Annotated in this window: 18 protein-coding genes and 1 pseudogene; 15 read left to right on the forward strand and 4 right to left on the reverse strand. The window is 63.6% G+C overall.

The window, feature by feature from the left end; genetic code table 11:
* The first annotated feature begins 82 nt into the window (after positions 1-82).
* A complete protein-coding gene (locus GJ698_RS10015; RefSeq protein ID WP_154357473.1) occupies positions 83-1525 on the forward strand; it encodes a dihydrolipoyl dehydrogenase in 1443 nt (480 codons plus the stop codon).
* Between the two features lie 90 nt (positions 1526-1615).
* A complete protein-coding gene (locus GJ698_RS10020) occupies positions 1616-2752 on the forward strand; it encodes an HD-GYP domain-containing protein (protein ID WP_154357474.1) in 1137 nt (378 codons plus the stop codon).
* Here GJ698_RS10020 and GJ698_RS10025 read toward each other — a convergent pair.
* A complete protein-coding gene (locus GJ698_RS10025; RefSeq protein ID WP_154357475.1) occupies positions 2749-3231 on the reverse strand; it encodes an SRPBCC family protein in 483 nt (160 codons plus the stop codon). The two genes, GJ698_RS10020 and GJ698_RS10025, sit on opposite strands and share 4 nt — an antisense overlap.
* A gap of 144 nt (positions 3232-3375) precedes the next feature.
* On the opposite strand from GJ698_RS10025, the gene GJ698_RS10030 reads away from it, so the two are divergent.
* Both GJ698_RS10030 and GJ698_RS10035 read left to right on the forward strand, forming a co-directional pair.
* Positions 3376-5454: a UvrD-helicase domain-containing protein gene (locus tag GJ698_RS10030; protein WP_154357476.1), complete on the forward strand. Its 2079-nt coding sequence runs from the start codon at positions 3376-3378 to the stop codon at positions 5452-5454.
* Positions 5451-5660: a SlyX family protein gene (locus GJ698_RS10035; RefSeq protein WP_154357477.1), complete on the forward strand. Its 210-nt coding sequence runs from the start codon at positions 5451-5453 to the stop codon at positions 5658-5660. Before GJ698_RS10030 ends, GJ698_RS10035 begins: the two co-directional genes overlap by 4 nt.
* On the opposite strand, the gene GJ698_RS10040 is transcribed toward GJ698_RS10035, so the two are convergent.
* A complete protein-coding gene (locus GJ698_RS10040) occupies positions 5661-6128 on the reverse strand; it encodes a heme-degrading domain-containing protein (RefSeq protein ID WP_154357478.1) in 468 nt (155 codons plus the stop codon). It abuts the gene before it with no gap.
* Positions 6129-6222: 94 nt separating this feature from the next.
* Here GJ698_RS10040 and GJ698_RS10045 point away from each other — a divergent pair, with 94 nt between their 5' ends.
* From GJ698_RS10045 to GJ698_RS10060, 4 genes are all read left to right on the forward strand, one after another.
* Positions 6223-7392, forward strand: coding sequence for a GGDEF domain-containing protein (locus tag GJ698_RS10045; protein ID WP_229259917.1), 1170 nt, complete (start codon positions 6223-6225; stop codon positions 7390-7392).
* A 69-nt stretch (positions 7393-7461) separates the two neighbouring features.
* Positions 7462-7908, forward strand: a complete 447-nt coding sequence (locus GJ698_RS10050) for an SRPBCC family protein (RefSeq protein WP_154357479.1) — start codon at positions 7462-7464, stop codon at positions 7906-7908.
* A 10-nt stretch (positions 7909-7918) separates the two neighbouring features.
* The gene (locus tag GJ698_RS10055; RefSeq protein WP_154357480.1) at positions 7919-9289 is read left to right on the forward strand and encodes a hypothetical protein; all 1371 of its coding nucleotides are present in this window, start codon (positions 7919-7921) and stop codon (positions 9287-9289) included.
* 7 nt (positions 9290-9296) lie between these two features.
* Entirely contained in the window at positions 9297-9872 is a 576-nt protein-coding gene (locus GJ698_RS10060) for a TMEM175 family protein (RefSeq protein ID WP_154357481.1), read from the forward strand.
* On the opposite strand, the gene GJ698_RS10065 is transcribed toward GJ698_RS10060, so the two are convergent.
* Together GJ698_RS10065 and GJ698_RS10070 are read right to left on the reverse strand one after the other, a co-directional pair.
* Entirely contained in the window at positions 9862-11166 is a 1305-nt protein-coding gene (locus GJ698_RS10065) for a DUF6630 family protein (protein WP_229259918.1), read from the reverse strand. The genes GJ698_RS10060 and GJ698_RS10065 overlap by 11 nt on opposite strands.
* Before the next feature lie 12 nt (positions 11167-11178).
* On the reverse strand, positions 11179-11868 hold the full coding sequence (locus tag GJ698_RS10070) for a hypothetical protein (RefSeq protein ID WP_154357482.1): 690 nt from the start codon (positions 11866-11868) through the stop codon (positions 11179-11181).
* A 268-nt stretch (positions 11869-12136) separates the two neighbouring features.
* Between GJ698_RS10070 and GJ698_RS10075 the strand changes: the two genes are divergently transcribed.
* The 7 genes and pseudogenes from GJ698_RS10075 (at position 12137) to GJ698_RS10105 (ending at position 24057) form a co-directional block, all read left to right on the forward strand.
* Positions 12137-14266 carry a M3 family metallopeptidase gene (locus tag GJ698_RS10075; RefSeq protein ID WP_229259919.1) on the forward strand — a complete coding sequence of 710 codons (2130 nt, stop codon included), beginning with the start codon at positions 12137-12139 and terminating at the stop codon, positions 14264-14266.
* 29 nt (positions 14267-14295) lie between these two features.
* Positions 14296-16402, forward strand: a pseudogene (locus tag GJ698_RS10080) (M3 family metallopeptidase).
* 83 nt (positions 16403-16485) lie between these two features.
* Positions 16486-16689: a VF530 family protein gene (locus GJ698_RS10085; protein WP_154357483.1), complete on the forward strand. Its 204-nt coding sequence runs from the start codon at positions 16486-16488 to the stop codon at positions 16687-16689.
* 10 nt (positions 16690-16699) lie between these two features.
* Complete coding sequence (locus tag GJ698_RS10090) at positions 16700-16975, forward strand: DUF4404 family protein (RefSeq protein ID WP_154357484.1); 276 nt, start codon at positions 16700-16702, stop codon at positions 16973-16975.
* Positions 16976-17065: 90 nt separating this feature from the next.
* The gene (locus GJ698_RS10095; protein WP_154357485.1) at positions 17066-19471 is read left to right on the forward strand and encodes a YgiQ family radical SAM protein; all 2406 of its coding nucleotides are present in this window, start codon (positions 17066-17068) and stop codon (positions 19469-19471) included.
* A gap of 174 nt (positions 19472-19645) precedes the next feature.
* Positions 19646-21124, forward strand: coding sequence for an RCC1 domain-containing protein (locus GJ698_RS10100; protein ID WP_154357486.1), 1479 nt, complete (start codon positions 19646-19648; stop codon positions 21122-21124).
* Between the two features lie 140 nt (positions 21125-21264).
* On the forward strand, positions 21265-24057 hold the full coding sequence (locus GJ698_RS10105; RefSeq protein WP_371865225.1) for an EAL domain-containing protein: 2793 nt from the start codon (positions 21265-21267) through the stop codon (positions 24055-24057).
* Positions 24058-24278: the final 221 nt, after the last annotated feature.

The raw sequence follows: 24278 nt of genomic DNA on the forward strand, positions 1-24278 counted from the left end.
AAATTTGAAAACGATAAGCCATACTAATACCGTTTTGCCACAAAGTAAAACACGATTGAAACTTCAGAGTAGACTTATCCCCATGAAAACCGTACGCACTGAAGTCGCCATCATCGGCGCAGGCACCGCCGGCATGACCGGCTATCGCGCCGCCAAGGCCGGCGGCAAACAGGCATTGCTGATCGAAAGCAATGTCTATGGCACCACCTGCGCGCGTGTCGGCTGCATGCCCAGCAAGCTGCTGATTTCGGCGGCCGACGCGGCCCACACGCTGCACACCGCCGCCGACTTCGGCGTGCATGCGGGCGACGTGCGCATCGATGGCAAGGCGGTGATGGCGCGCGTGCGCAGCGAACGCGACCGCTTTGTCGGCTTCGTGGTCGACAGCGTGGAGGCCTACCCGGCCGAGGACAAGCTGCGCGGCCACGCCCGCTTCCTCAGCCCGACCCGGCTGCAAATCGACGACCACACGGTGGTGGAGGCCGAGCGCTTCGTCATCGCCACCGGTTCGACGCCGATCGTGCCGGACGAATGGCGCGCGGCCGGCCCGCGCGTGATCGACAGCGACGCCGTGTTCGACTGGGACGACCTGCCGGAATCGGTGGCGGTGGCCGGCACCGGCGTGATCGGGCTGGAACTGGGGCAGTCGCTGCATCGGCTGGGCGTGCGCGTGACCATCTTTGGCCGGGGCGGCAGCGTCGCCCAGCTGAGCGATCCGGAAGTGCTGGATGTCGCCCGCAGCGCCTTGCTGGACGAGCTGGATGTGCGCTTTAAAACCAAAGTGGTCAAGGTGGAGCAGCAAGGCGACGGCCTGGCCGTCACCAGCGAGGACACCAACGGCGACCAGCAGACCGAGCATTTCAGCTATCTGCTGGCGGCCATCGGCCGGCGGCCGAATGTGCATCATCTGCGGATGGAAAACACCGGCCTGCAGCGCGACCATCACGGCATCCCGCTGTTCAATCCGCAGACGATGCAGTGTGGCGCCAGCGCCATCTTCATCGCCGGCGACGCCAACAACGACCGCCCGCAGCTGCCGGAGGCCGCCGACCATGGCCGCATCGCCGGCGAGAACGCGGCGCGCTTCCCGGATGTCCATCCCGGCCTGCGCCGCACGCCGCTGGCGATCTCGTTCACCGAGCCGCAGATCGCCACCATGGGCGCCAGCTACAGCGAGCTTTGTATTACACACGCGGGCCGCTTCGCGGTCGGCAAGGTGTCGTTCGTGAACCAGGGCCGCAGCCGCGTGATGTTGCAAAACAAGGGCATGCTGCGCGTGTATGCGGAATACCAGAGCGGCCGTTTCCTCGGCGCAGAAATGATCGGTCCGCGCGCGGAAAACATCGGCCATCTTTTGTCCTGGGCAGTACAGGCCGGGCTGACGGTGGACGCCATGCTGGACATGCCGTTCTACCATCCGGTGGTGGAAGAAGGCGTGCGCAGCGCACTGCGCGATCTGGCGCATCATCTGCAACATGAACCGGCGCATGACTGTCCTTGCGTCGATTGCACACCCGCGCCTTGATTGTTATTGTTAAATCAAAGATACAAAAATTTTACACACATGACCCTGAAAAGCCGTATGCTGCCGCATCGATAGCATCTTTATCAGGGAATGAACATACGCAAAGTCACAGCGGCCGACTTGAAACTGGGCATGCTGCTACCGTGGGATGTCTACGGTGAAAATGGCGCTTTGCTGGTTCGCAAGGGACATATGATCGCCAGCGCCAACCAGATCGCGTATCTGGTCGAGCGCGGCGTGTTTGAAGACGGTGTGCCGCCCGAGGCGCCGCCGGAACCGCCGTCCGTGCTGCGCAAGCTGAACGCAGCCTATCTCGAATTGCACACCCTGCTGCAAGCGGTGTCGCAGGGCGTCGCGCCGGCCGATTTCTGCCGCAAGCTGGACGATATCGCGCTGCTGGTCCACGCCGCCGTGGACCTGAACGCCGACATCGCCACCGCCAGCGTGCTGCACAACCAGCAGGAGGCGCCATATGCGGCGCGCCACAGCGTCAACACGGCGGTGATTGCCGTGCTGCTGGCGCGCGCGCGCCAACGCTCGCGCAACGACGTCATGACCGTCACGCTGGCCGCGCTGACCATGAATACCGGCATGCTGGCGCATCACCAGCGCTGGCATGACAGCGGCGCGCCGCTGGACGCGGACGACCGCGCCCGCATGCTGGCCCATCCCGAACTCAGCGTGCAGCTGCTGCGCGCCGCCGGCGTCAACGACGAGGCGTGGCTGAGCTGCGTGCTGCACCACCACGAAAACGAGGACGGCACCGGCTACCCGCACGGCAAGGTCGGCGCGCAGATTCCGTTGCTGTCCAAGCTGGTGGCGCTGGCCGACCGCTATTGCGCCCGCGTGTCCGAACGCCGCTACCGGCCGGTGATGACGCCGAACGGCGCGCTGCGCGACATGCTGCTGGAAGCACGCACCACGCTGGACACCAACCTGGTGTCGCTGGTAATCCGCGAACTGGGCATCTATCCGATCGGCACCTGGGTGCGGCTGATCAATGGCGAGGTGGGCGTGGTGGCGCGGCGCGGCTTGCAGTCGACCACGCCGCATGTGGAATCGGTGCTGGGACCGCGCGGCGCGCCGCTGGACGTGTTCCTGCAGCGCGACACGCGCAGCGAACTGCATACCATCCGCGAAGTATTGACCAACGCGCAGGTGGCCGCGCTGCACGTCCCGCCGCTGCGCATGGCGCAGGTGTGGGGACGGGCGGCGCTCGCCGACTAGTTCAGCAGCGCGTCCAGGCGGCCTTCCTGCGCCAGGTTGCGCAGCATGCCGATGGTGTCGATGTCCGACTCGACGTAGGCCGAACGGCGGAACTCGTCGTACATGGCGTTGGCCGCATCGGTGGCGGCGTCGTGGCTGTCCTCGTACTGGAAGCGCACGAACAGCGCGTTTTCGCTTGGCGTCTCGATGGTCATGGTCAGGCTGGACTCGGCGATGTCCTGCTGCGCCGCCACGCGGTAGCGCACCTGGCGCATCGGTTCCAGCTCGACGCGGTCTTCCACCACCAGCTCGCCGTAGCGCAGGCGGCGGCGGAAACTGTTTTCGGTGCGCTCGTCGATGATGGATTCGTCCAGGTGCGGCACGAACAGTTTCGGCGATTCGGCGCGCAGCACCAGGCCGCGCCAGACTTGCTGGACGGTCAGGGCGTCGATCAGCGGGTTGAGCGGGTCGTTTACTTCGATTAAATGTTCAAATTTCATGATTGCAACCAGAATAAGGTTAGGCGGTGGCCCGATGTCCGCATGTTAGCGCATTGTCAGCAACGCCACATGCGGCATATCAGTGGCGGCCGCAGCGACTGATACAATGTGGGGCTGTTCTCCCGTTTTCCTAGTCCTCACGCCATGTCCACCAAAGTTCCCGTATTCGGCCTTAACTTGCCGCAGAGCCAGGCTGTTACCTACCTGGATGGTCCATGCCTGGTGCTGGCGGGCGCCGGCTCGGGCAAGACCCGCGTGATCACGCAGAAAATCGCCCATCTGATCGAGGACCGCGGCTACGATCCGCGCACCATCGCCGCGCTGACCTTCACCAACAAGGCGGCGCTGGAGATGCAGGAGCGGATCGCCAAGCTGCTCAAGCAGCCCAAGCAGGCCAAGCAGCTGACGGTGTCGACCTTCCACTCGCTGGGCGTGAAGATCCTGCGCCAGGAAGCCAACGGCGTCGGTCTGAAGGACCGCTTCTCCATCATGGACAGCGACGATTGCGGCTCGCTGATCCAGGATCTGGCGATCACCACCGACAAGCAGGTGGTGCGCCGCATCCAGACCGACATCTCGCTGTGGAAGAACGGCCTGGTCGATCCGCTGATCGCGCTGAACCAGGCCAAGGACGAGGACGAGGCGCAATCGGCGCGCATCTACGCCAGCTACGTGGCCACGCTGTCGGCCTACCAGGCGGTGGATTTCGACGATTTGATCCGCCTGCCGGTGGAACTGTTCCGCAACAACGACCCGGTGCGCGACAAGTGGCAGCGCCGCCTGCGCTACCTGCTGATGGACGAGTACCAGGACACCAACACCTGCCAGTACGAGCTGGTCAAGCTGATGGTGACCGGCGTCGGCAAGAAGCCGATGTTCACCGCCGTGGGCGACGACGACCAGGCCATCTACGCCTGGCGCGGCGCCTCGGTGGAAAACCTGAAAACGCTGCAGACCGATTTCCCCAACCTGGAAGTGATCAAGCTGGAGCAGAACTACCGTTCCACCACGCGCATCCTGCAGGCCGCCAACGCGGTGATCGGCAACAATCCCAAGCTGTTCGAGAAGTCGTTGTGGTCGGAGCACGGCCTGGGCGAGCCGATCAACGTGCTGGCGATGGCCAACGACGACCAGGAAGCCGAGCAGGTGGCGATCATGATTTCGGCCGACCATTTCCAGCGCAAGAACAAGTGGTCGGATTACGCGATCCTGTATCGCGGCAACCACCAGGCGCGCATCATCGAGCAGGCGCTGCGCAAGGAGCGCATCCCGTACACCATTTCCGGCGGCCAGTCGTTCTTCGACAAGGCCGAGATCAAGGACATCATCAGCTATCTGCGGCTGCTGGCGAATACCGACGACGATCCGGCCTTCATCCGCGCCGTGACCACGCCGCGCCGCGGCGTCGGCCAGTCGACCATGGAAACGCTGGGCACCTTCTCGGGACAGTGGCAGTGTTCGCTGTTCGAAGCGGTGTTCAAGGGCGGCATCGAGGGCCTGCTGCCGGATCGCCAGCTGAATCCCCTGCGCGACTTCTGCAACTTCATCAACAACCTGGAAGCGCGCGCCAGCCGGCCGGGACCGAGCGGCAGCGGCGACAACGCGGCGCAGGTGCTGGATGACCTGCTGGAGGCGATCAGCTACGAAAACTATTTATACGATATGTTCGACGAGCGCGCGGCGCAGAGCAAGTGGCAGAACGTGCTGGAGTTCGTCAACTGGCTGAAGGATCGCGGCCGGGGCGGCAAGGACCGCGACGGCGAAGAGAAGAACGTGCTGGAGCTGACGCAGATGGTGGCGCTGATGTCGATGCTGGAAGGCCAGGACGAGGATCCGGACGCGGTGCGCATGTCGACCCTGCATGCGTCGAAGGGACTGGAGTATCCGCACGTGTTCCTGGTCGGCGTCGAGGAAGGCATTCTGCCGCACAAGGGCGACGCCGATGCGCCGGCCGAGTCGATCGCGGCGCGGGTGCAGGAAGAGCGGCGCCTGATGTACGTCGGCATCACGCGCGCGCAGCGCACCTTGCAGATCACCTGGTGCAAGAAGCGCAAGCGCGCAGGCGAGCAGGTGCACTGCGATCCGTCGCGCTTTATCAAGGAAATGAAACTGGACGAGGGGACCGCCGTGCCGCTGGAAACCGAAGTGATCACGCCAAAGGAACGCCTGGCGCGCATGAAGGAACTGCTGGCCACCCCGAAACCGGACAAGGAACAACCATGAACACCGAAGAACGCTTCATCGAAATAGAAATCAAGCTGGCGCACCAGGAACACGTGGTGGAAACGCTGAACCAGCGCGTCTACGAGCAACAGCAGCAGATCGACAAGCTGGAACAGCTATGCGGTTTGCTGGTCCAGCGCGTGCGCGAAAGCGCGCAAGGCGGCAACGGCGGCCAACTCCCCCACGAGCGGCCGCCGCACTACTGATCAGGCCAGCACGGCGCGCAGGGCTTCGACGACCAGTGCGTGATCTTCGGCCTGGCGCAGGCCGGAAACGGTGACGGTGCCGATCATGCCGGTGCCCTTGATGGTGATCGGGAAGGCGCCGCCGTTGGCCGCGTAGTCCTGCGGATCGAGGTACTTGATCTCGTCAAACGCCACGCCGCGATGCTTGTGGTCGATGCCGATGTAGAACGAGCAGCGGCCGAAGCGCGCGACGACGTTGTTCTTGCGCCGTATCCAGTCGGCCTGGTCGGCCGCCGCCCCCTGCATCGCATGGTGGAACAGCACCTTGTCGTTGACGGTGATGTTGACCGTGATGATCTTCTGCTTGGCCTTCGCCAGCTCGACGATTTTCAGTCCCAGCGTCAGCGCGGTATCGCTGCTGAAGGCGGTAAATTGCAATTCTTCTTCCTGCTGCGTCAGTGTTTGCAGCAGTTCCGCGTAGTTTTCCATGCTTCCTTCCCAATCTTGAGGTGATGTCAGACCAGAGTGTAGCCCACGCGGGCTTGCTATACTCTTTCCCTACGCACACAAATTTTCCTCCGCCATGCATATCGACGTCGCTTCCCTGCTCATCGCCATGACGCTCAGCCTGCTGACCATGGCCGTGGCGTTGCTGGCGGTAATGGGCAAGGTCAACCTGGCCGCGCGCCGGGCGCAGCTCGGCATCAGCCTGCAGGCGCTGGGCTGGGTGTTGCTGCTGTCGTCCGGCCTGGTGACGGCGGGCGGCTGGGAGGATCGCCTGCTGTCGACGCTGTCGATGGCCGGCATTGCCGTCGGCCTGGGCTGCAACGCCATCGCCTTCGACCTGTGGTGCGGCCGCGTGGCGGTGGCGCGCGCGCCGATGGCGATCGCGGTGGTGATGACGGCCGGCTACTGCGCCGGCTTCGACAGCTATCCGTTCCGCGTCGGCTGGGCCAACGGCCTGCTGACCTTGCAGCTGGCGATGGTGGTGGTGGCGCTGTGCCGCACGCCACGGGTGCCGGTCGGCCGCTGGCGCTGGCTGCTGGTGACGTCGCTGCTGGTGCAGATGGCGGTGACCGCCGCGCGCGGCGTGCTGGGCGCGTTTTATACCGAACTGTTTCCGAATTTCTTTGCGCCGCATCCGGCCAACCTGCTGTTTGCGCTGGCCGCCAATGTGACGGTGGTGATGTCGATCGTGGCCATCCTGCTGGCGCACCGCGACGAGGCGGCGCGCGAGCTGGAACGGCTGGCCAGCACCGACGGCGTCACCGGCGCTCTGAACCGCCGCGCCTGGCTGCTGCAGGGCAGCGAGATGCTGGCGCACAGCCAGCGCCTGCAGGAACCGCTGTGCCTGATGCTGCTGGACCTCGACCTGTTCAAGGAAATCAACGATACCTATGGCCATGAAGCGGGCGACCGCGCGCTGAAGCTGTTTGTGCAAGGCATGGATGCGGTGGGCGGCGAGCGCAACCTGATCTGCCGCTACGGCGGCGAAGAGTTCAGCATGCTCAAACGCGGCGACCTGACCGCCATCCGCGCCTACGACGGACGGCTGCGCGCCTGGCTGACCGAGGCCGGTCCGCGCGAACTGGGCATGCAGCTGAGCTACAGCGCCGGCATCGCCGCGGTGCTGAATGAACGCGATACGGTGGAAGCCATGCTGCGCCGCGCCGATTCGCTGCTGTACAGCGCCAAGCTGCTGGGCCGGAATCGCACGCTGGACGAGCAGGCGCTGGAACTGGGCATGGAGTAGCGCCGCGTGTCGATTTCCGTTACCCTCGTTCGTCATGGAGATGAACAAACTTTTGAGGGGGAATCGATCATGACCACCAACACCGTACAACTGCAACGCGTGCTCAAGGCGACGCCGGACCGCGTCTACCGCGCCTTCCTCGACCCGGATGCGCTGGCCAAATGGCTGCCGCCGCACGGCTTCATCGGCAAGGTGCATCAGCTGGATGCGCGCGTCGGCGGCGCCTACCGCATGTCGTTCACCAACTTCACCACAGGCGGCAGCCACGCGTTTGGCGGCGAATACCTGGAACTGGTGCCGGGCCAAAAGCTGCGCTACACCGCCACCTTTGATGATCCCAACCTGCCCGGCCAGATGCAAACCACCGTCACGCTGCGCGCCGTGTTCTGCGGCGTGGAGATGAAGGTGGTACAGGAAGGCATTCCCGCCGTGATTCCGGTGGAGGCGTGCTACCTGGGCTGGCAGGAATCGCTGGTGCTGCTGGCGCAGCTGACGGAACCGGAAATCCGCGAGTAACAGGATCACAGTGGCCGAACTGGAGAAAATAGCGCTGGATAGCGCTGCATTTGCCAGGGCGTTGCGCGAAGGGCGTGGCGCTGCGCTGATGCACGTCCGCGCACACGGGCTGGCGGACGTGGTGCAGGCGGTGTTAAGCGCCTGCCTTGAAGAGCAGGCCTATGACGCGCAATGCGAAGGGCACCGAGCCGCGTGGCTCTATCTGATGTTCAAGGATGCGCCTGAGTATGATCTGTTCCACCGCCGTTTCATCGCTGAATTTGCCGATATGTCCGAGGACACCAGTGTGGAGCAGCTATGTGAACTGGCCAGCCTGATGGCGCTCGACGGCGATACCGAGATGGCGCGGGTTTTGCGCGCGTTCGTGTGGCAGCAGGATTTCGCTGGCAGCGAGACAGATACGTTCCAGGCGGCCGGCTGCCATGCCATTGCGATGCTGGATGGACTGAGTGCGATCGCCGAAATTGCGCGTCGATACGGTCGAATGTTACTGGCCGACCCGAAAGCCTTCGTCGATTCACTCGATGCGCTGACTGATGAAAATCAGGAAGCCTACGCAGCAGCTTTTGCCGGCTTGAGTACGCTCGCTGCAACAGATCCCGCCGTTGCAGCCTATATGGTGGCCGAACAGGATAGGATCGATGATCGCCTCAGGGAGGGGCAGCGTGGCGAAGCAGAAAAGGCCGCGCGCAAGGAATGGCGACGCACGCAAGTTCTTGGCGAATTTCCAGTTGATAAAATCCTTGCCGCCGCCAAGGAGCGTGACAACGCGAGAGGAAAGTTTCTGCGGTTCGGTAAATGGAGCGACGAAGCAGGATTGACTGCGGTGCTGCGGCAACTGGAGGTAGAAGAAGATCCAGAGGTTTGCCTGCGCTTGCTGTGGGTGTTTTGTCGTACAACGCCGCCGTTCATGGCTGAACGTCTCCGCAGTCTGGCGATGCATCCTGACGCAAGGTTGCGCCATGCGGCATGGGACGCATGGCGGCACGTCGATGATCCCCAGGTAGCGGAATTTGGCCGACAGTATTTGCGCAACAGTATCGCTGGCGCAGAAGACGCGGTAGTGATTGAGCTCCTCAGCAAGCATCCCCAAGCTGGTGATGAGGCGCTGATCCTGAACACACTGGAACGACTGCATCCCGGCGCGACGCAAGCGCATGATATAGGAATGAGTATTCTTCGTTACTGCGAAGAGCGGCGTGCGCCGTCAACGGTCGATATCTTGCATTGGCTATATCGGACGAACCCCTGTACGATTTGCCGTTGCGATGCGGTGAAATTAATGGTCGAAACCAATTGCCTTTCTGCGCGCATCGCATTGGAGTGTCAATATGATGCCAGAGGCGCAACGCGTGATTTAATGTGTCGTCATAACGGATAGAGAAAAAATGGGCAAAGGCCGGTTGGAAGCATTCAGCGATGGCGTCATCGCGATCATCATCACGATTATGGTGCTGGAGCTGAAGGTGCCGCATGGGGCGGACTGGGCGGCGCTGGCCGAGATCCTGCCGGTGTTTTGCAGCTATGTGCTGAGCTTTATCTACGTGGGCATCTTCTGGAACAACCATCATCACTTGCTCCATGCGTCGACGGTGGTGGATGGCCGCGTGCTGTGGGCGAACCTGCACTTGCTGTTCTGGCTGTCGCTGGTGCCGTTCACCACCGGCTGGATGGGCGAGAACCAGTTCGCGCCGCTGCCGGTGGCGCTGTATGGCGCCATGCTGTTCATGTCGGCCATCGCCTATACGATGCTGGAGAAGGCGCTGATCGTCTGCAACCCGAGCGACGCGGTCGTCACCATGGCACTGACCAAGGAGCGCAAGGGGATCGCTTCGGCGGTGATGTATTTGCTGGCGGTTCCGGCCGCCTTCCTGCACGTGTGGCTGTCGTTCATCCTCTACATCCTGGTCGCCATCCTGTGGTTCCTGCCGGACCGCCGCATCGAGGCGCGCTTCAAGTCTTAAGTGACGCCAGCAGCGGGATTTCCAGCGCTTCGGACAGTTCAAGCAGTTCGTTGCGGTAGATGCTGCGCACCAGCACGGCGTGCCAGGCATCGTCCTGCAGGTCGATCTGGACCACGCTGTAGCCGCGTGCGGGGCTTTCTTCCTCCCAGGTGTGCAGCATGGCCTCGCAACGCGCTGCCCCTTGGGGCGGCGCGAGCGGTCCTTCAAATGGCGGCAGGCCGCGCGCTTCGTTCAGGCTGCTGATCTGGGATTCCAGCGAGTCGTCGTCCTTGATATCGGCGTGCACGGCGATGTCGTTGTCGAACAGGGCGGACAACAGTTCTTCCGGATCCCGCACCTTGCGCAGTTTGCCGGTGATTTCCAGCACGCTGTCGGTGGCGCCGATGTCGCCATCGGCCGCCAGTTCCACCCAGCGCGCCAGGTTTTTGCGCTTGCTGTTGGCCAGGTCGGCCTTGACCGGCGGCGGCGGTGCGATCACTTCGACGCCGGCGCCCACATACTCGCCGCGCCAGCCGTCGCGCGTGCTGCGGATGTGGGCGCGGTAGTAGTCCACCAGATCGCGCGGATAGTAGGGATGCGTGTTGAAGGCGCTGTCATCGATGTCGTACAGCGCACACGCGAGCGCGACTTCAAACGCAAAATGGCAGAACCAGCGGTCGCTGTCGGGCGTGTCCTTGAGGTTGGGTTTCCAGCCGAACGGGCGCATGATGCGTGTCCACTGCTGCATGTGCTTGGCCATGGCGGCCGGCCGCTGCTGCGGCGGCAAGGCCAGCACGCGTACTACCGGGTCCAGCCATATCTTCTGATATTTGTCGGACTTGTATTTCTTTTGCACCTTATGCCGCGGATTGACGGCCAGCAGCATCAGGTCGTACAGATAGCTCTGGCAATCCTTGTAGGATGAAGTCATCTGACGGATCATTTCCATCAACTCCGGCTCCGGCAGCAACAGCATGGCCAGCGTGATGTAAGCAAAGGTGCGCCGGTGCTTGCCGTCCAGCGGGCTGGCATCGGACCATTCGCCGCCCTCATAGGCGCGCACATAGGCCATGTCGGCCAGCATGCGCGGCGTGCGCAGCTGCAGGGTGGCGATGATCTCGTCCAGGCTGGCGCCGATGCCGTACATGAGGTGCACATGTTCCTGGTCGCCGACATAGCGGCTGGCCGTGCGGTAGGCCTGGTTATACGGCGGCAGCGCCGCGAGAATTTGTTCCCACTTGGTTTCGCTCTCGACGTCGCGGCCGAGATGGAATTCGTAGCGATGGGGATGGCCGGCGGGATCGCGCATCTTCATGGGGATTGCTTTCTATCGGGGTTGGCATTGATCGGCAATGCGGGTCCAGCGCTGGACGCTGGTATCGCGCATGGCGACTTGATTGGTATAGCCTGGCTTCATGCCGATGCTGGCCAGCTGGGCTTCCAGCGCCGCCTGCCGCTGCGGCAGCTCGGCCAGCATCTGTTTCGCCTGCTGGCGCTGCTGTTCGCTGGCGCCGTGCCGCGCCATTTGCTCCAGCATGGGTTTGAGCGCAGTAACGTTGGGCACGCCGCCCATGATCTCGGCCGCGTGGCTGACTTGCCAGTGCGTGCTGTCCAGCCGCTGGAACACGATCGACATGCGCCCGGTCTGGCACTGGTGCACCAGCGTCAGGCTGTCGCCGCTGACGGTTTCGGACAGGTTCTTGCACACGGCCGGCAACATGTACGAGGGCAGCGGCGCGGCTTTGGCGGGGCGCGGCGGCACGCAGGTGGTTTCCGGCTGGTCCAGCGGCAACTGGCGCGTTACCTGCTGGTCTGGCGCGATGTAGGTGGTGGTTTCGGTGGCGCCGCTGCGTTGGGTGCGTACGCCCAGTGGCTGCTGGGTGTGCATGATCTTGGCATCGGCCTCGATGCTGTACAAGCCAGGCGGCGGCATGATGCGCGCGTAGTCGGCCTGACTGACGGCGGCCACATTGGCTGCGGCCAGCAGCGCAGCGATGGCGAGATATTTATTTTGCATGCTTTTAATGTAATTTCGTGGCGCGACGAAGTCAATTGTGCGGACCGTGATTGCATTGGCGCATCTCCTATTTCACATGACATTAGACGGGAATTTACAAAGAGGCAAAGTATTCTTCGGAAAACAGCCCATGATTCCAAGAAAGTGCAGTGCAGCATTATTTGCCAGTGACCACGCCGCATCACGCTGCTATGATCTATCGCTTCCATGCTGAACTTTTGAGCACTTCAGCATTTTTCCTGCCCTTCATAAGAGAAAAGAGATCTTCATGACCCGTCCTCATATGCTTGTCGTTGCTGCCGCCCTGGGCGTAGCGTTTTCGCAAACCGTACTGGCGGTGCCGGCCGCCGCCCTGGCCGGCAATCCGCTGGCCACCGCCAGCACCTTGCCGTTCCACTACCCTGCATTCGACAAGATCAAGGACGAACATTTCATTCCGGCCTTCAACGAAGGCATGCGCATCCAGCTGAAGGAAATCGACGCCATCGCCAACAGCAAGGCGGCGCCAAGCTTCGACAACACCATCGTCGCCATGGAAAAATCCGGCGCGCTGCTGACCCGCGTGCAGACCATCTTCGGCAACCTGCAAGGCGCCAACACCAACGACAAGCTGGACGCCATCGACAGCGAGATGTCGCCGAAGCTGGCCGCGCACGCGGACGCCATCTACCTCAACGCCAAGCTGTATGCGCGCGTCAAAGCGCTGTACGACAAGCGCACCACGCTGAAGCTGGACGCCGAATCCGAACACCTGCTGGAGCGCTACCACACCGACTTCGTGCGCGCCGGCGCCAACCTGTCGGCCGCCGACAAGGAAAAGCTGAAAGCCATCAACGGCACCATCGCCAAGCTGCAAACCACCTTCACCCAGAACGTGCTGAAGGAAACCAACGCCTCCGGCCTGGTGGTCGATACGCGTGAAGAGCTGGCCGGCATGAGCCCAGCCGCCATCGACGCCGCCGCAGCCGCCGCCAAGGCCAAAGGCATGGACGGTAAATTCTTCGTTGCCGTGGTCAACACCTCGGGCCAGCCGCCGCTGGCGGAACTGACCAACCGCGCCGTGCGCGAGAAGCTGATGGCGCTTTCGCTGGCGCGCGGCAGCCATGGCGGTGAATTCGACAACCGCGAAGTGGTGCTGAAGATCGCCAAGGCGCGCGCCGAAAAAGCCACGCTGCTGGGCTATGAAAACTTCGCCGCCTATTCGCTGGAAGACCAGACCGCGCACGACACCGCGTCGGTCAACAAGCTGCTGAGCGAACTGGCCAAGCCGGCCGTCAGCAACGCCAGGAAGGAAGCGGCCGACCTGCAAGCGGTGGTCGATGCCGACAAGGGCGGCTTCAAGATCGGCGCCGCCGACTGGGCCTTCTACACCGACAAGGTGCGCGCGCAGCGCTTCGCCTTCGACGAGAACCAGCTCAAGCCTTACTTTGAACTCAACAACGTGCTGACCAACGGCGTGTTCTACGCGGCCAACAAGCTGTATGGCCTGTCGTTCAAGGAGCGCAAGGATCTGCCGGTGTACAACCCGGACGTGCGCGTGTTCGACGTATTCGACGCCGACGGCAAGCAGCTGGCCATCTTCATCGCCGACATGTACGCCCGCTCCAACAAGCAGGGCGGCGCCTGGATGAACGAGTACATCTCGCAATCGTCGCTGCTGGGCACCCACTCGGTGGTGGCCAATCACCTGAATATTCCGAAGCCGCCGGCCGGCGAACCGACGCTGCTGACCTACGATGAAGTGAAGACCGCCTTCCACGAATTCGGCCACGCGCTGCACGGCATGTTCTCCAATGTGAAGTACCCGCGCTTCTCCGGCACCAGCGTGCCGCGCGACTTCGTTGAATATCCGTCGCAGGTCAACGAGATGTGGGCGGTGTGGCCCGAGGTTCTTTCCAACTACGCCAAGCATTACAAGACCGGCGAGCCGATGCCGAAGGAACTGCTGGACAAGGTCATCGCGTCGAAGAAATTCAACCAGGGCTTCCTGACCACCGAGTACCTGTCGGCGTCGCTGCTGGACCAGCGCTGGCACCAGCTGACGCCGGCGCAGATCCCGACCGACGTGCTGGGCTTTGAAGCGCAGTCGCTGAAGGACATGGGCGTCGACTTCGCGCCGGTGCCGCCACGCTACCGCACCACCTACTTCTCGCACAGCTTCTCGGGCGGCTACTCGGCCGGCTACTACGCCTACCTGTGGTCCGAGAAACTGGATGCCGACACCGTCGAATGGTTCAAGGAAAACGGCGGCCTGCAACGCAAGAACGGCGACTGGTTCCGCGCCAAGCTGCTGTCGCGCGGCGGCACCGACGATGCGATGAACTTGTTCCGCAACTTCCGCGGCCGCGATCCTGTGATCGAGCCGCTGCTGGAACGCCGCGGCCTGACCGGCAAATAAGAAAGGGACAGGCCATGAACCGTACCAATATGATCGTTGCCGCCAGCGTGGCGGCTGTCTTCGGCGCCGCGCACGCGGAGCCGGCGTCGATGCTGCCGGCATCGAATCCGTTTGCCAAGCCCAGCACGCTGTCGTTCGGCTATCCAGCCTTCGACAAGATCAAGAACGAGGACTATGCGCCGGCGTTTGAAGAAGGCATGCGCCAGAACGCCGCCGAAATCGAGGCGATCGCCAACAACAAGAAGCCGGCAACTTTCGACAACACCATCGTGGCGAAAGTCGGGCCAGCTGCTGTCGCGCGTATCCAGCGTGTTCGGCAACCTGTCGGGCGCCAACACCAACGACACCTTCAAGGCGCTGGAACGCGAGCTGTCGCCGAAACTGGCCGCGCACAGCGACGCCATTCGCCTCAACAGCAAGCTGTATGCGCGCATCAAGTCGCTGTACGACCAGCGCGACAAGCTGCACCTGGATGCCGAATCGAAGTATCTGCTGGAACGCTATCACACCGACTTCGTGCGCGCCGGCGCGCAGCTGTCGGACGCCGACAAGGCGAAACTGAAAGCGATGAATGCCGAACTGGCCAAGCTGCAAACCACCTTCGCGCAGAACGTGCTGGAAGAAGCCAACGCCTCGGCGCTGGTGGTCGACAGCCGCGAGGAACTGGCCGGCATGTCGGACAAGGCGATCGACGCCGCCGCTGCCGCCGCCAAGGCCAAGGGCCAGGACGGCAAGTTCCTGATCCCGGTGGTGAATACCACCGGCCAGGCCAACCTGGCGGTGCTGACCAACCGCGCCGTGCGCGAGAAGCTGATGGCGCTGTCGCTGGCGCGCGGCAGCCACGGCGGCCAGTTCGACAACACGCAGGTGGTGCTGTCGCTGGCCAAGCTGCGCGCCGAGAAGGCTGCGCTGCTGGGCTATCCAAGCTACTCCGCCTACGCGCTGGAAGACCAGACCGCGCACGATCCGGAAGCGGTCAACAAGATGCTGTCCGAGTTCGCCCGCCCTGCCGTCGCCAACGCGAAGAAGGAAGGCGCCGAGATCCAGCAGGTGATCGACAAGGAAAAAGGCGGCTTCGCGCTGGCGGCGCAGGACTGGTCGTTCTACAGCGACAAGGTGCGCGCCGAGCGCTTCAACTTCGACCAGAACCAGCTGCGTCCTTACTTCGAGCTGAATAACGTCATCACCAACGGCGTGTTCTACGCCGCCAACAAGGTCTACGGCCTGACCTTCAAGGAACGCAAGGATTTGCCGGTCTACGATCCGGACGTGCGCGTGTGGGACGTGTTCGACGCCAACGGCAAGCAGCTGGCGATCTTCATCGGCGACTACTACGCCCGCTCCAACAAGCGTGGCGGCGCCTGGATGAACGCCTACGTGTCGCAATCGTCGCTGATGGGCACCCATCCGGTGGTGGCCAATCACCTGAATATTCCGAAGCCGAATCCGGGCGAGCCGACGCTGCTCACCTACGACGAGCTGCGCACCGCCTTCCACGAATTCGGCCATGCGCTGCACGGCATGTTCTCGAATGTGAAGTACCCGCGCTTCTCCGGCACCCGCGTACCACGCGACTTCGTCGAGTTCCCGTCGCAGGTCAACGAGATGTGGTCGGTGTATCCGGCGGTGCTGGCCAACTACGCCAAGCACTACCAGACCGGCGCGCCGATGCCGCAGGAACTGCTGGACAAGGTGATCGCGTCGAAGAAGTTCAACGAAGGATTCCGCACCACCGAGTACCTGGCGGCGTCGATCCTGGACCAGAAATGGCACCAGCTGGGCGTGTCGCAGATGCCGGGCGACGTGCTGACGTTTGAAGCGTCGGCGCTGAAATCGGCCGGCGTCGACTACGCGCCGGTGCCGCCGCGCTACCGCACCACCTACTTCTCGCACGTGTTCTCGGGCGGCTACTCGGCCGGCTACTACGGCTACCTGTGGTCGGAGAAGCTGGACGCCGACACCGTCGACTGGTTCAACGAAAACGGCGGCATGCTGCGCAAGAACGGCGACTACTTCCGCAAGATGCTGTTGTCGAAAGGCGGCACCATGGACGCGATGCAGATGTACCGCAACTTCCGCGGCCGCGACGCGAAGATCGAACCGCTGCTGGAACGCCGTGGATTGACTGAAAAATAAGTTTGCGTGAAGTATCACACGGGGGCCGGCCTTGATTTGTGTAGAATCAAAGCTGGCCTTTTTGATTTTTGAGTAAGATAACCATGAATAACCAACTGCACGGCGTGACGCTGGAAGCCATCGTGACCCGTCTGCAAGAATATTATGGCTGGGAACAGCTGGCGCAGCGGATCGACATCAATTGTTTCCACAGCGACCCGAGCATCAAGTCCAGCCTGAAGTTCCTGCGCAAGACGCCGTGGGCCAGGGCACAGGTGGAAGAACTCTACCTGGCCACCAAATTTTAGGGAAAACACTATGGACAGCAATCTGAAAACCTCGCTCAAGAGCCTGCACGCCAACCTGGCCGATGCCGGTCCGATCGATGAGGAACTGCAGGAACTGCTGCGACAGCTGAATGGCGATATCCAGGCGCTGCTGGAGCGCGGCGCCGAACCGGCCCCCGGCGAGTCCACTACCTATGGCCTGGCGGAGCGCTCGCAGGAGCTGTCGGCCAAGTTCGCCGCCAAGCATCCGACGCTGGAGTCGGGCCTGCGCGAACTGGGCACGATCCTGTCAAACATGGGTATTTGATATCGTTTTCGCACAAGTGTTTGAAAAGTAAAAGGAAATTCACGAGCGCGTGAGCGGAACGGGCCTAACTCCGGTACAATACGGCCCCATATGAATCCCCCTACCAATTTATTTGCGGCCGTCCCGAAGCGGTCTGCCCGCGCTCCTGTGGCGCCTTTCCTGCCGATGTCCCGTGAAGAAATGGACGTGCTCGGCTGGGATCAGTGCGACGTCATCCTGGTGACCGGCGACGCCTATATCGACCATCCGAGCTTCGGCATGGCCCTGGTCGGCCGCCTGCTGGAAGCCAACGGCTACCGCGTCGGCATCATCGCCCAGCCGGACTGGCTGTCGGCCGACGCCTTCCGCGCGCTCGGCAAGCCGCGCCTGTACTACGGCGTCACCGCCGGCAATATGGACTCGATGGTCAACCGCTACACGGCCGACCGCAAGCCGCGCTCGGACGACGCCTACACGCCAAACGGCGAGCCGAACAAGCGTCCCGACCGCGCCGTCACCGTCTACGCCCAGCGCTGCCGCGAAGCCTTCCCCGGCACGCCGGTGGTGATCGGCTCGATCGAAGCGTCGCTGCGCCGCATCGCCCACTACGATTACTGGTCGGACAAGGTGCGCCGTTCGGTGCTGTTCGAATCCAAGGCCGACATGCTGATCTTCGGTAACGCCGAGCGCGCGCTGGTCGACCTGACCCGCCGCATGGCCGAAGGCGAAAGCATCAAGAATATCCGCGACCTGCGCGGCACCTCCTTCCTGGTGCCGGCCGGCTGGATGCCGAGCGAAGAGTGGGGCGTGCACAACAGCACCCGCGTCGACACGCCGGGCAAGGTCGACAAGCACGTCGACCCGTACCTGATGGTCGAGCCGAACTCGCCGACCTGCGCCACCAGCAACGATCCGAACGCCAAGCCGGGCGAGGAAAGCAATCCGGCCATGGTCGAGCCGACCAAGGCCGCCGCCCAGGCGGCACCGCCGCCACCGCCGCCGTCCGAATACAAGCCGATCCGCATCATGAGCCGCGAAGAACGCCGCGCCATGGAGCTGGAAAAACACCACAAGACCGTGGTGCGCCTGCCGTCGTTCGAAACCGTCAGCAACGACCCGGTGATGTATGCGCACGCTTCGCGCGTGTTCCACCTGGAGTCGAATCCCGGCAACGCCCGCGCCCTGGTGCAGGGCCACGGCGACCGCGACGTCTGGATGAACCCGCCGCCGCTGCCGCTGCAGATGGACGAGATGGACAACGTCTACGACATGAACTACGCGCGCGGTCCGCACCCGAGCTACGGCAACGCCAACATCCCGGCCTGGGAAATGATCCGTTTCTCGGTCAACATCATGCGCGGCTGCTTCGGCGGCTGCACCTTCTGCTCGATCACCGAGCACGAAGGCCGCATCATCCAGAGCCGTTCCGAGCCGTCGATCCTGCGCGAAATCGAGCACATCCGCGACAAGACCAAGGGCTTCACCGGCATCATTTCCGACCTCGGCGGCCCGACCGCGAATATGTACCGCCTGTCCTGCAAGGACAAGGAAATCGAGACCACCTGCCGCCGCCTGTCGTGCGTCTACCCGTCGATCTGCGTCAACCTGGGCACCAACCACAACCCGCTGATCAAGCTGTACCGCCGCGCCCGCGCCATCCCTGGCATCAAGAAGATCCTGATCCAGTCCGGCCTGCGCTACGACCTGGCCGTGCGGTCGCCGGAATACGTCAAGGAACTGGTGACCCACCACGTCGGCGGCCTGCTGAAGATCGCGCCGGAGCACACCGAGTCCAACGTGCTCAGCAAGATGATGAAGCCGGGCATCGGCGCCTACGACGAGTTCAAGGCGCTGTTCGAGAAGTATTCGCTGGAAGCCGGCAAGAAACAGTACCTGATTCCGTACTTCATCGCCGCCCACCCGGGCGCCACCGACGAGGACATGCTGAACCTGGCGCTGTGGCTGAAGAAGAACAACTTCCGCCTGGACCAGGTGCAGACCTTCATGCCGACGCCGATGGCCATGGCCAGCGCCATGTACCACTCGCGCCGCAATCCGCTGCACAAGGTCACCGATGACTCGGAGGAAGTGTTCACGCCGCGCAGCCTCAAGCAGCGCCAGGCGCACAAGGCTTTCCTGCGCTACTACGATCCAAAGAACTGGCCGATCCTGCGCGACGCCCTGCGCAATATGGGCCGTGGCGACCTGATCGGTACCGGCGAACGCCACCTGATCCCGCCGTACGTGGTGGGCGAGGAAAACTTCAAGGCTTCGCAGGGCAAGCGCGCGATGCCGATGCTGGCGCCAGGCGAAGGCCGGCGCGAGCGTGGCCTGCCGGTGGGCAGCCGCGGCAAGCCGAACGCCCTGACCGGTTCGCTGACCGCGCGCGCCACCGTCGAGAGCAAGGCCAAGCCGTCGATCCTGGACACCATCAAGATCAAGAAGGCGCCGCCGGCGTCGGCCAAGGGCGGTAAACCGGCCCGCGCCGCCGCCGCGCCGCCGCGTGGCCGCAAGTAATCCTGAAAAAGCACCTGCGGGTGCTTTTTTTTGCACAAATTCTCAAAAGAAATGTTGTTAAATCACCTTATCGCGGCAATTACGTGGATAATTCAGTCCTGCTCGTGCGATGCGCGGCCACCGTGCCGGACTACACTATGTGCACCGCAGACCTTCTCTGTGAACTGGAAGATCATGAAAAATTTTAAATTCTCCTCCCTCTTGCTGATCCCGGTGTTTGCCGTGCTGGCCGCGTGCGGCGGCGGTGGCGGCGGCAGCAGCAATAGCGGTTCGTCGACCCCGACCCTGAAAAGCATCGCGGTCACGCTGGCCTCCACCACCATCCCGGTCACCACCTTCCAGGATGCGACCGCCACCGGCACCTATTCGGACGGCAGCACCAAGGCGCTGACCGTGGCCGGCGGCCTGGCCTGGACCACCAAGAGCGGCAACGCCGCGGTGGCCTCGATCGCCACCGCCACCGGCCGCGTGACCGGCGTCGCGGTCGGCACCGAGACCATCAACGCCACCCAGGACGGCGTGGTCGGCTCGGTCCTCATCACCGTCACCGCGCCGTGGAAGGAGGTCTCGGCCGGCGGCTTCCAGACCATCGCGCGCCGCGCCGACGGCAAGCTGTACGCCTGGGGCCAGAACAACTGGGGCCAGCTGGGCGACACCAGCACCACCGCGCGCCTGACGCCGGTGGTGGTCGCCAACGGCGCCGCCACCACCGCCTGGAGCAAAATCTCGGTCGGCGACCAGTTCGCGGTCGCCATCCGCGCCAATACCGGCGCCACCGCGACCGGCGGCACGCTGTGGTCGTGGGGCCTGAACACCTATGGCCAGCTGGGCCAGGGCGACCAGACCAACCGTTCGACCCCGACCCAGATCGGCAAGGACACCACCTGGATCGGCGTCTGGGCCGGCAAGTACCACGTCGTGGCGCTGAAGGCCGACGGCACGCTGTGGGCCTGGGGCCGTAACGCCGAAGGCCAGCTGGGCGACCTGACGGTGCTGGTGCGCACGGCACCGGTGAAGGTCGGCGGTACGGATAAAACCAACACCACCACCTATATCGCCGCCAGCGCCGGCGGCACCCACACCCTGGCGATCCAGAAAGACGGTTCGCTGGCGGCCTGGGGCGACAACACCAGCGGCCAGCTGGGCAATGCGTCAACTGGCGGCTCGAATTCGACCCCGACCAAGGTGGGCAGCCTGACCTATGTCGCCGTCTCGGCCGGCGGCAGCCACTCGATGGCGATCGATACCTCCGGCAAGCTGTGGGCCTGGGGCGCCAATGGTTCCGGCCAGCTGGGCAACAACGCCGGCAGCGGTGTGCAGAATGCACCGACCCAGATCAGCACCGACACCGACTGGACCCTGGTCTCGGCCGGCGGCCTGCACACCCTGGCGGTGCGCAGCAACGGCACGCTGTGGGCCTGGGGCGCCAACACCGACGGCCAGCTGGGCGACGGCAGCGGCGCCGACCAGTTCTCGCCGGTACAGGTGGGCCTGGACCGTACCTGGACCGGCATCAGCGCCGGCGCCAACCATAGCGCCGGCCTGAAAGCCGACAACACGCTGTGGACCTGGGGCCTCAACGCCGATGGCCAGCTGGGCAACGGCAAGACCACCACCTCGACGGTGCCGGTCAGCATCGCCAACCCGAACTAAGCGGTTTTTTCCGCCAGCAACGGACGGCAGGCGCCAGCCTGGCCGTCCGTTGCTTTTTGTGCGTCCGGGTTGGCATAAAGCAGCGTTGTGACGCATGAAACAGCTACACTGGAGCCAGTGCTTTCTGTCCCGGGATCTCCGTGCTTTTCCGCTTCAGCGTCCTTGCCAAGCTGTGTGCCGCCGCCGCCCTGCTGCTGGGTGCGGCGCCGGCCTTGGCGCTGGAAAAAGTCACGCTGCAGCTGAAGCATGCGCACCAGTTCCAGTTTGCCGGCTACTACGCCGCGCAGGAACTGGGCTATTACCGCGAGGCCGGACTGGAGGTGCGCATCCTGGAAGGACAGGACGGCAACGCGCCGGAGCGCGACGTCATCGCCGGCACCGCCGAGTACGGCACCGGCAGCAGCAGCCTGCTGCTGGCGCGCATGGCCGGCAAGCCGGTGGTGGTGCTGGGCGTGATCTTCCAGCATTCGCCGTATGCGCTGGCGATGCGGCAGAACGGCGGCGACGCCGACATCCGGCGCCTGATCGGCAAGAAGGCCATGATCGGCTCGCTCACCGACGACCTCGGCAACGCCGACGAGCTGCTGGCCTATCTGACCAAGGAAGGCGTGCCGACCAGCAGCTTCCAGCGCGTCGAGCACAGCTTCAATCCGGACGACCTGATCAACGGCAAGGTGGACGCCATGGCGATCTACACCACCAACGAGCCGGACATCTTCGACCGCGTCGGCTTTCCGTATGATATCTACAGCCCGCGCGCGGTCGGCATCGATTTCTACGGCGACAACCTGTTCACCAGCGAGCAGGAAATCGCCAGCCATCCGGCGCGGGTGGCCGCGTTCCGCGCCGCCAGCATGCGCGGCTGGCAGTGGGCCATGAGCCACCAGGAGGAAGCGGCCGACCTGATCCTCAGTAAGTATTCGCGCCGCAGCGAACGCCAGCACCTGCTGTACGAGGCGCGCCAGATGGTGCCGCTGGTGCAGCCGGTGCTGGTGGAAATCGGCTACATGAATCCGGAGCGCTGGCAGCATATCGCCGACGTCTACGCCGGCCTCGGCATGATGACGCGCGGCGCCCGCTTCGACGGCTTCATGTACCGCGTCGATCCGCCGCGCGGCAACCTGCTGTGGCTGTACCGCGCGCTGGCCGCGGCGGCGCTGGTGCTGATGCTGGGCGTGGCCATCCACTTCAGCCTGCTGGCGCGCGAGCGCAAGCGCGCGCTGGAGACCATCCGCCAGGGCGAGCAGCGCTTCCGCACCATGTTCGAAGCGTCGCCGCTGGGCATCGCGCTGATCGATTCGATCAGCTATGAATACCGCGACATCAATGCGCGTTACCAGGAAATTCTCGGCCGTACCCAGCACGAACTGCGCGCGCTGCATTGGCTGGATGTCGGCCACCCGGACGACATCGTGCAGATCAAGGCGCAGATGGCGCTGATGACCACCGGGCAGATCAGCAGCTTCAAGGCGCTCAGCCGCCTGTTCCGGCCGGACGGCAGCGTGGCCTGGATCGATGTCTCGGTGAACAGCATCGCCACCGCGGCCGGCAGCCATCCGCACCACCTGTGCATGATCGAGGATGTGACGGCCAAGAAGCAGAGCGAGGCGCTGATCTGGCAGCAGGCCAATTTCGACACGCTGACCCAGTTGCCCAACCGCCGCATGTTCCTCGACCGCCTCGGCCACGACATGCTGAAAAGCCAGCGCGACAAGTCGCGCATCGCCGTGCTGTTCATCGACCTCGACCACTTCAAGGAAGTGAACGACACGCTAGGCCACCAGCAGGGCGACGTGCTGCTGATCGACGCCGCGCGCCGCATCGGCGCCTGCGTGCGCAAGTCGGACACGGTGGCGCGGCTGGGCGGCGACGAGTTCACCGTCATCCTGACCGAGCTGGAGGCGCCGGACCACGTGGAGCGCATCGCCCAGGCCATCCTCAACAGCCTGCTGAAGCCGTTCGACCTGGGCCAGGAGCAGGCGTTCGTCTCGGCCAGCATCGGCATCACCCTGTATCCGGACGATGCGCTCGACATCGACGACCTGCTCAAGCACGCCGACCAGGCCATGTACGCCGCCAAGGGCGCCGGCCGCAACCGCTACAGCTATTTCACGCCGACCCTGCAGGTGGCGGCGCTGAACCGCATGCGTCTGACCAATGACTTGCGCGGCGCGCTCAAGGGCGAGCAGTTCGAGCTGTATTTCCAGCCCATCGTCCACCTGGCCAGCGGCGCCATCCACAAGGCCGAGGCGCTGATACGCTGGAACCATCCGTCGCGCGGCCTGGTCAGTCCGCTGGAATTCATTCCGCTGGCCGAGTCGAGCGGCCTGATCATCGACATCGGCGAATGGGTGTTCCGCGAGTCGGCGCGCTGGGTGCAGCGCTGGCGGCAGCAGCATTACGCCGAGTTCCAGGTCAGCCTGAACCAGTCGCCGCTGGAGTTCCAGCGCGAGGGCAGCTCCTACCAGGGCTGGCTGGAACACCTGCAATCGCTGGCGCTGCCCGGCCAGTCGCTGGTGGTGGAAATCACCGAGGGCCTGCTGCTGGACGCCAGCAGCGCCGTCAGCAACCGCCTGCTGCAATTGCGCGACGCCGGCATCCAGGTGGCGCTGGACGATTTCGGCACCGGCTACTCGTCGCTGTCCTACCTGAAGAAATTCGACATCGATTACCTGAAAATCGACCGCTCCTTTACCCGCAACCTGGCGCCGGACTCCAGCGACATGGCCTTGTCGGAGGCGATCATCGTCATGGCCCACAAGCTGGGCCTGAACGTGATCGCCGAAGGGGTGGAAACGCCCGAACAGCGCGACCTGCTGGCCGCCGCCGGCTGCGACTATGGCCAGGGCTATCTGTTCGCCAAGCCCATGCCCGCCCAACAATTCGACGCCTTCCTGCATGCCACCGCCGGATTGCCGGCGGCGCAAGGCTGACCAGATAATCTTCCGGCACTGATCTCGCTCAGCAAGCGCGGCGCGTAAGGAAATATACAGGGGCGGCACGCCGCCAGCAGCGGACGGACGGTGCCGCAAATGCCAGCGGCACACGATATCCGTCACATTGTCACTAAACGCTAGCAGGATAATCGCTATGCTTGATACTTTCTGTCGATGGGCACAGCGGGGCGCGATTTACTGGATAAGCACGGCAAGAT

This window comes from Duganella aquatilis (assembly GCF_009674565.1).
In the GTDB taxonomy this organism is placed as follows: domain Bacteria; phylum Pseudomonadota; class Gammaproteobacteria; order Burkholderiales; family Burkholderiaceae_D; genus Rugamonas; species Rugamonas aquatilis.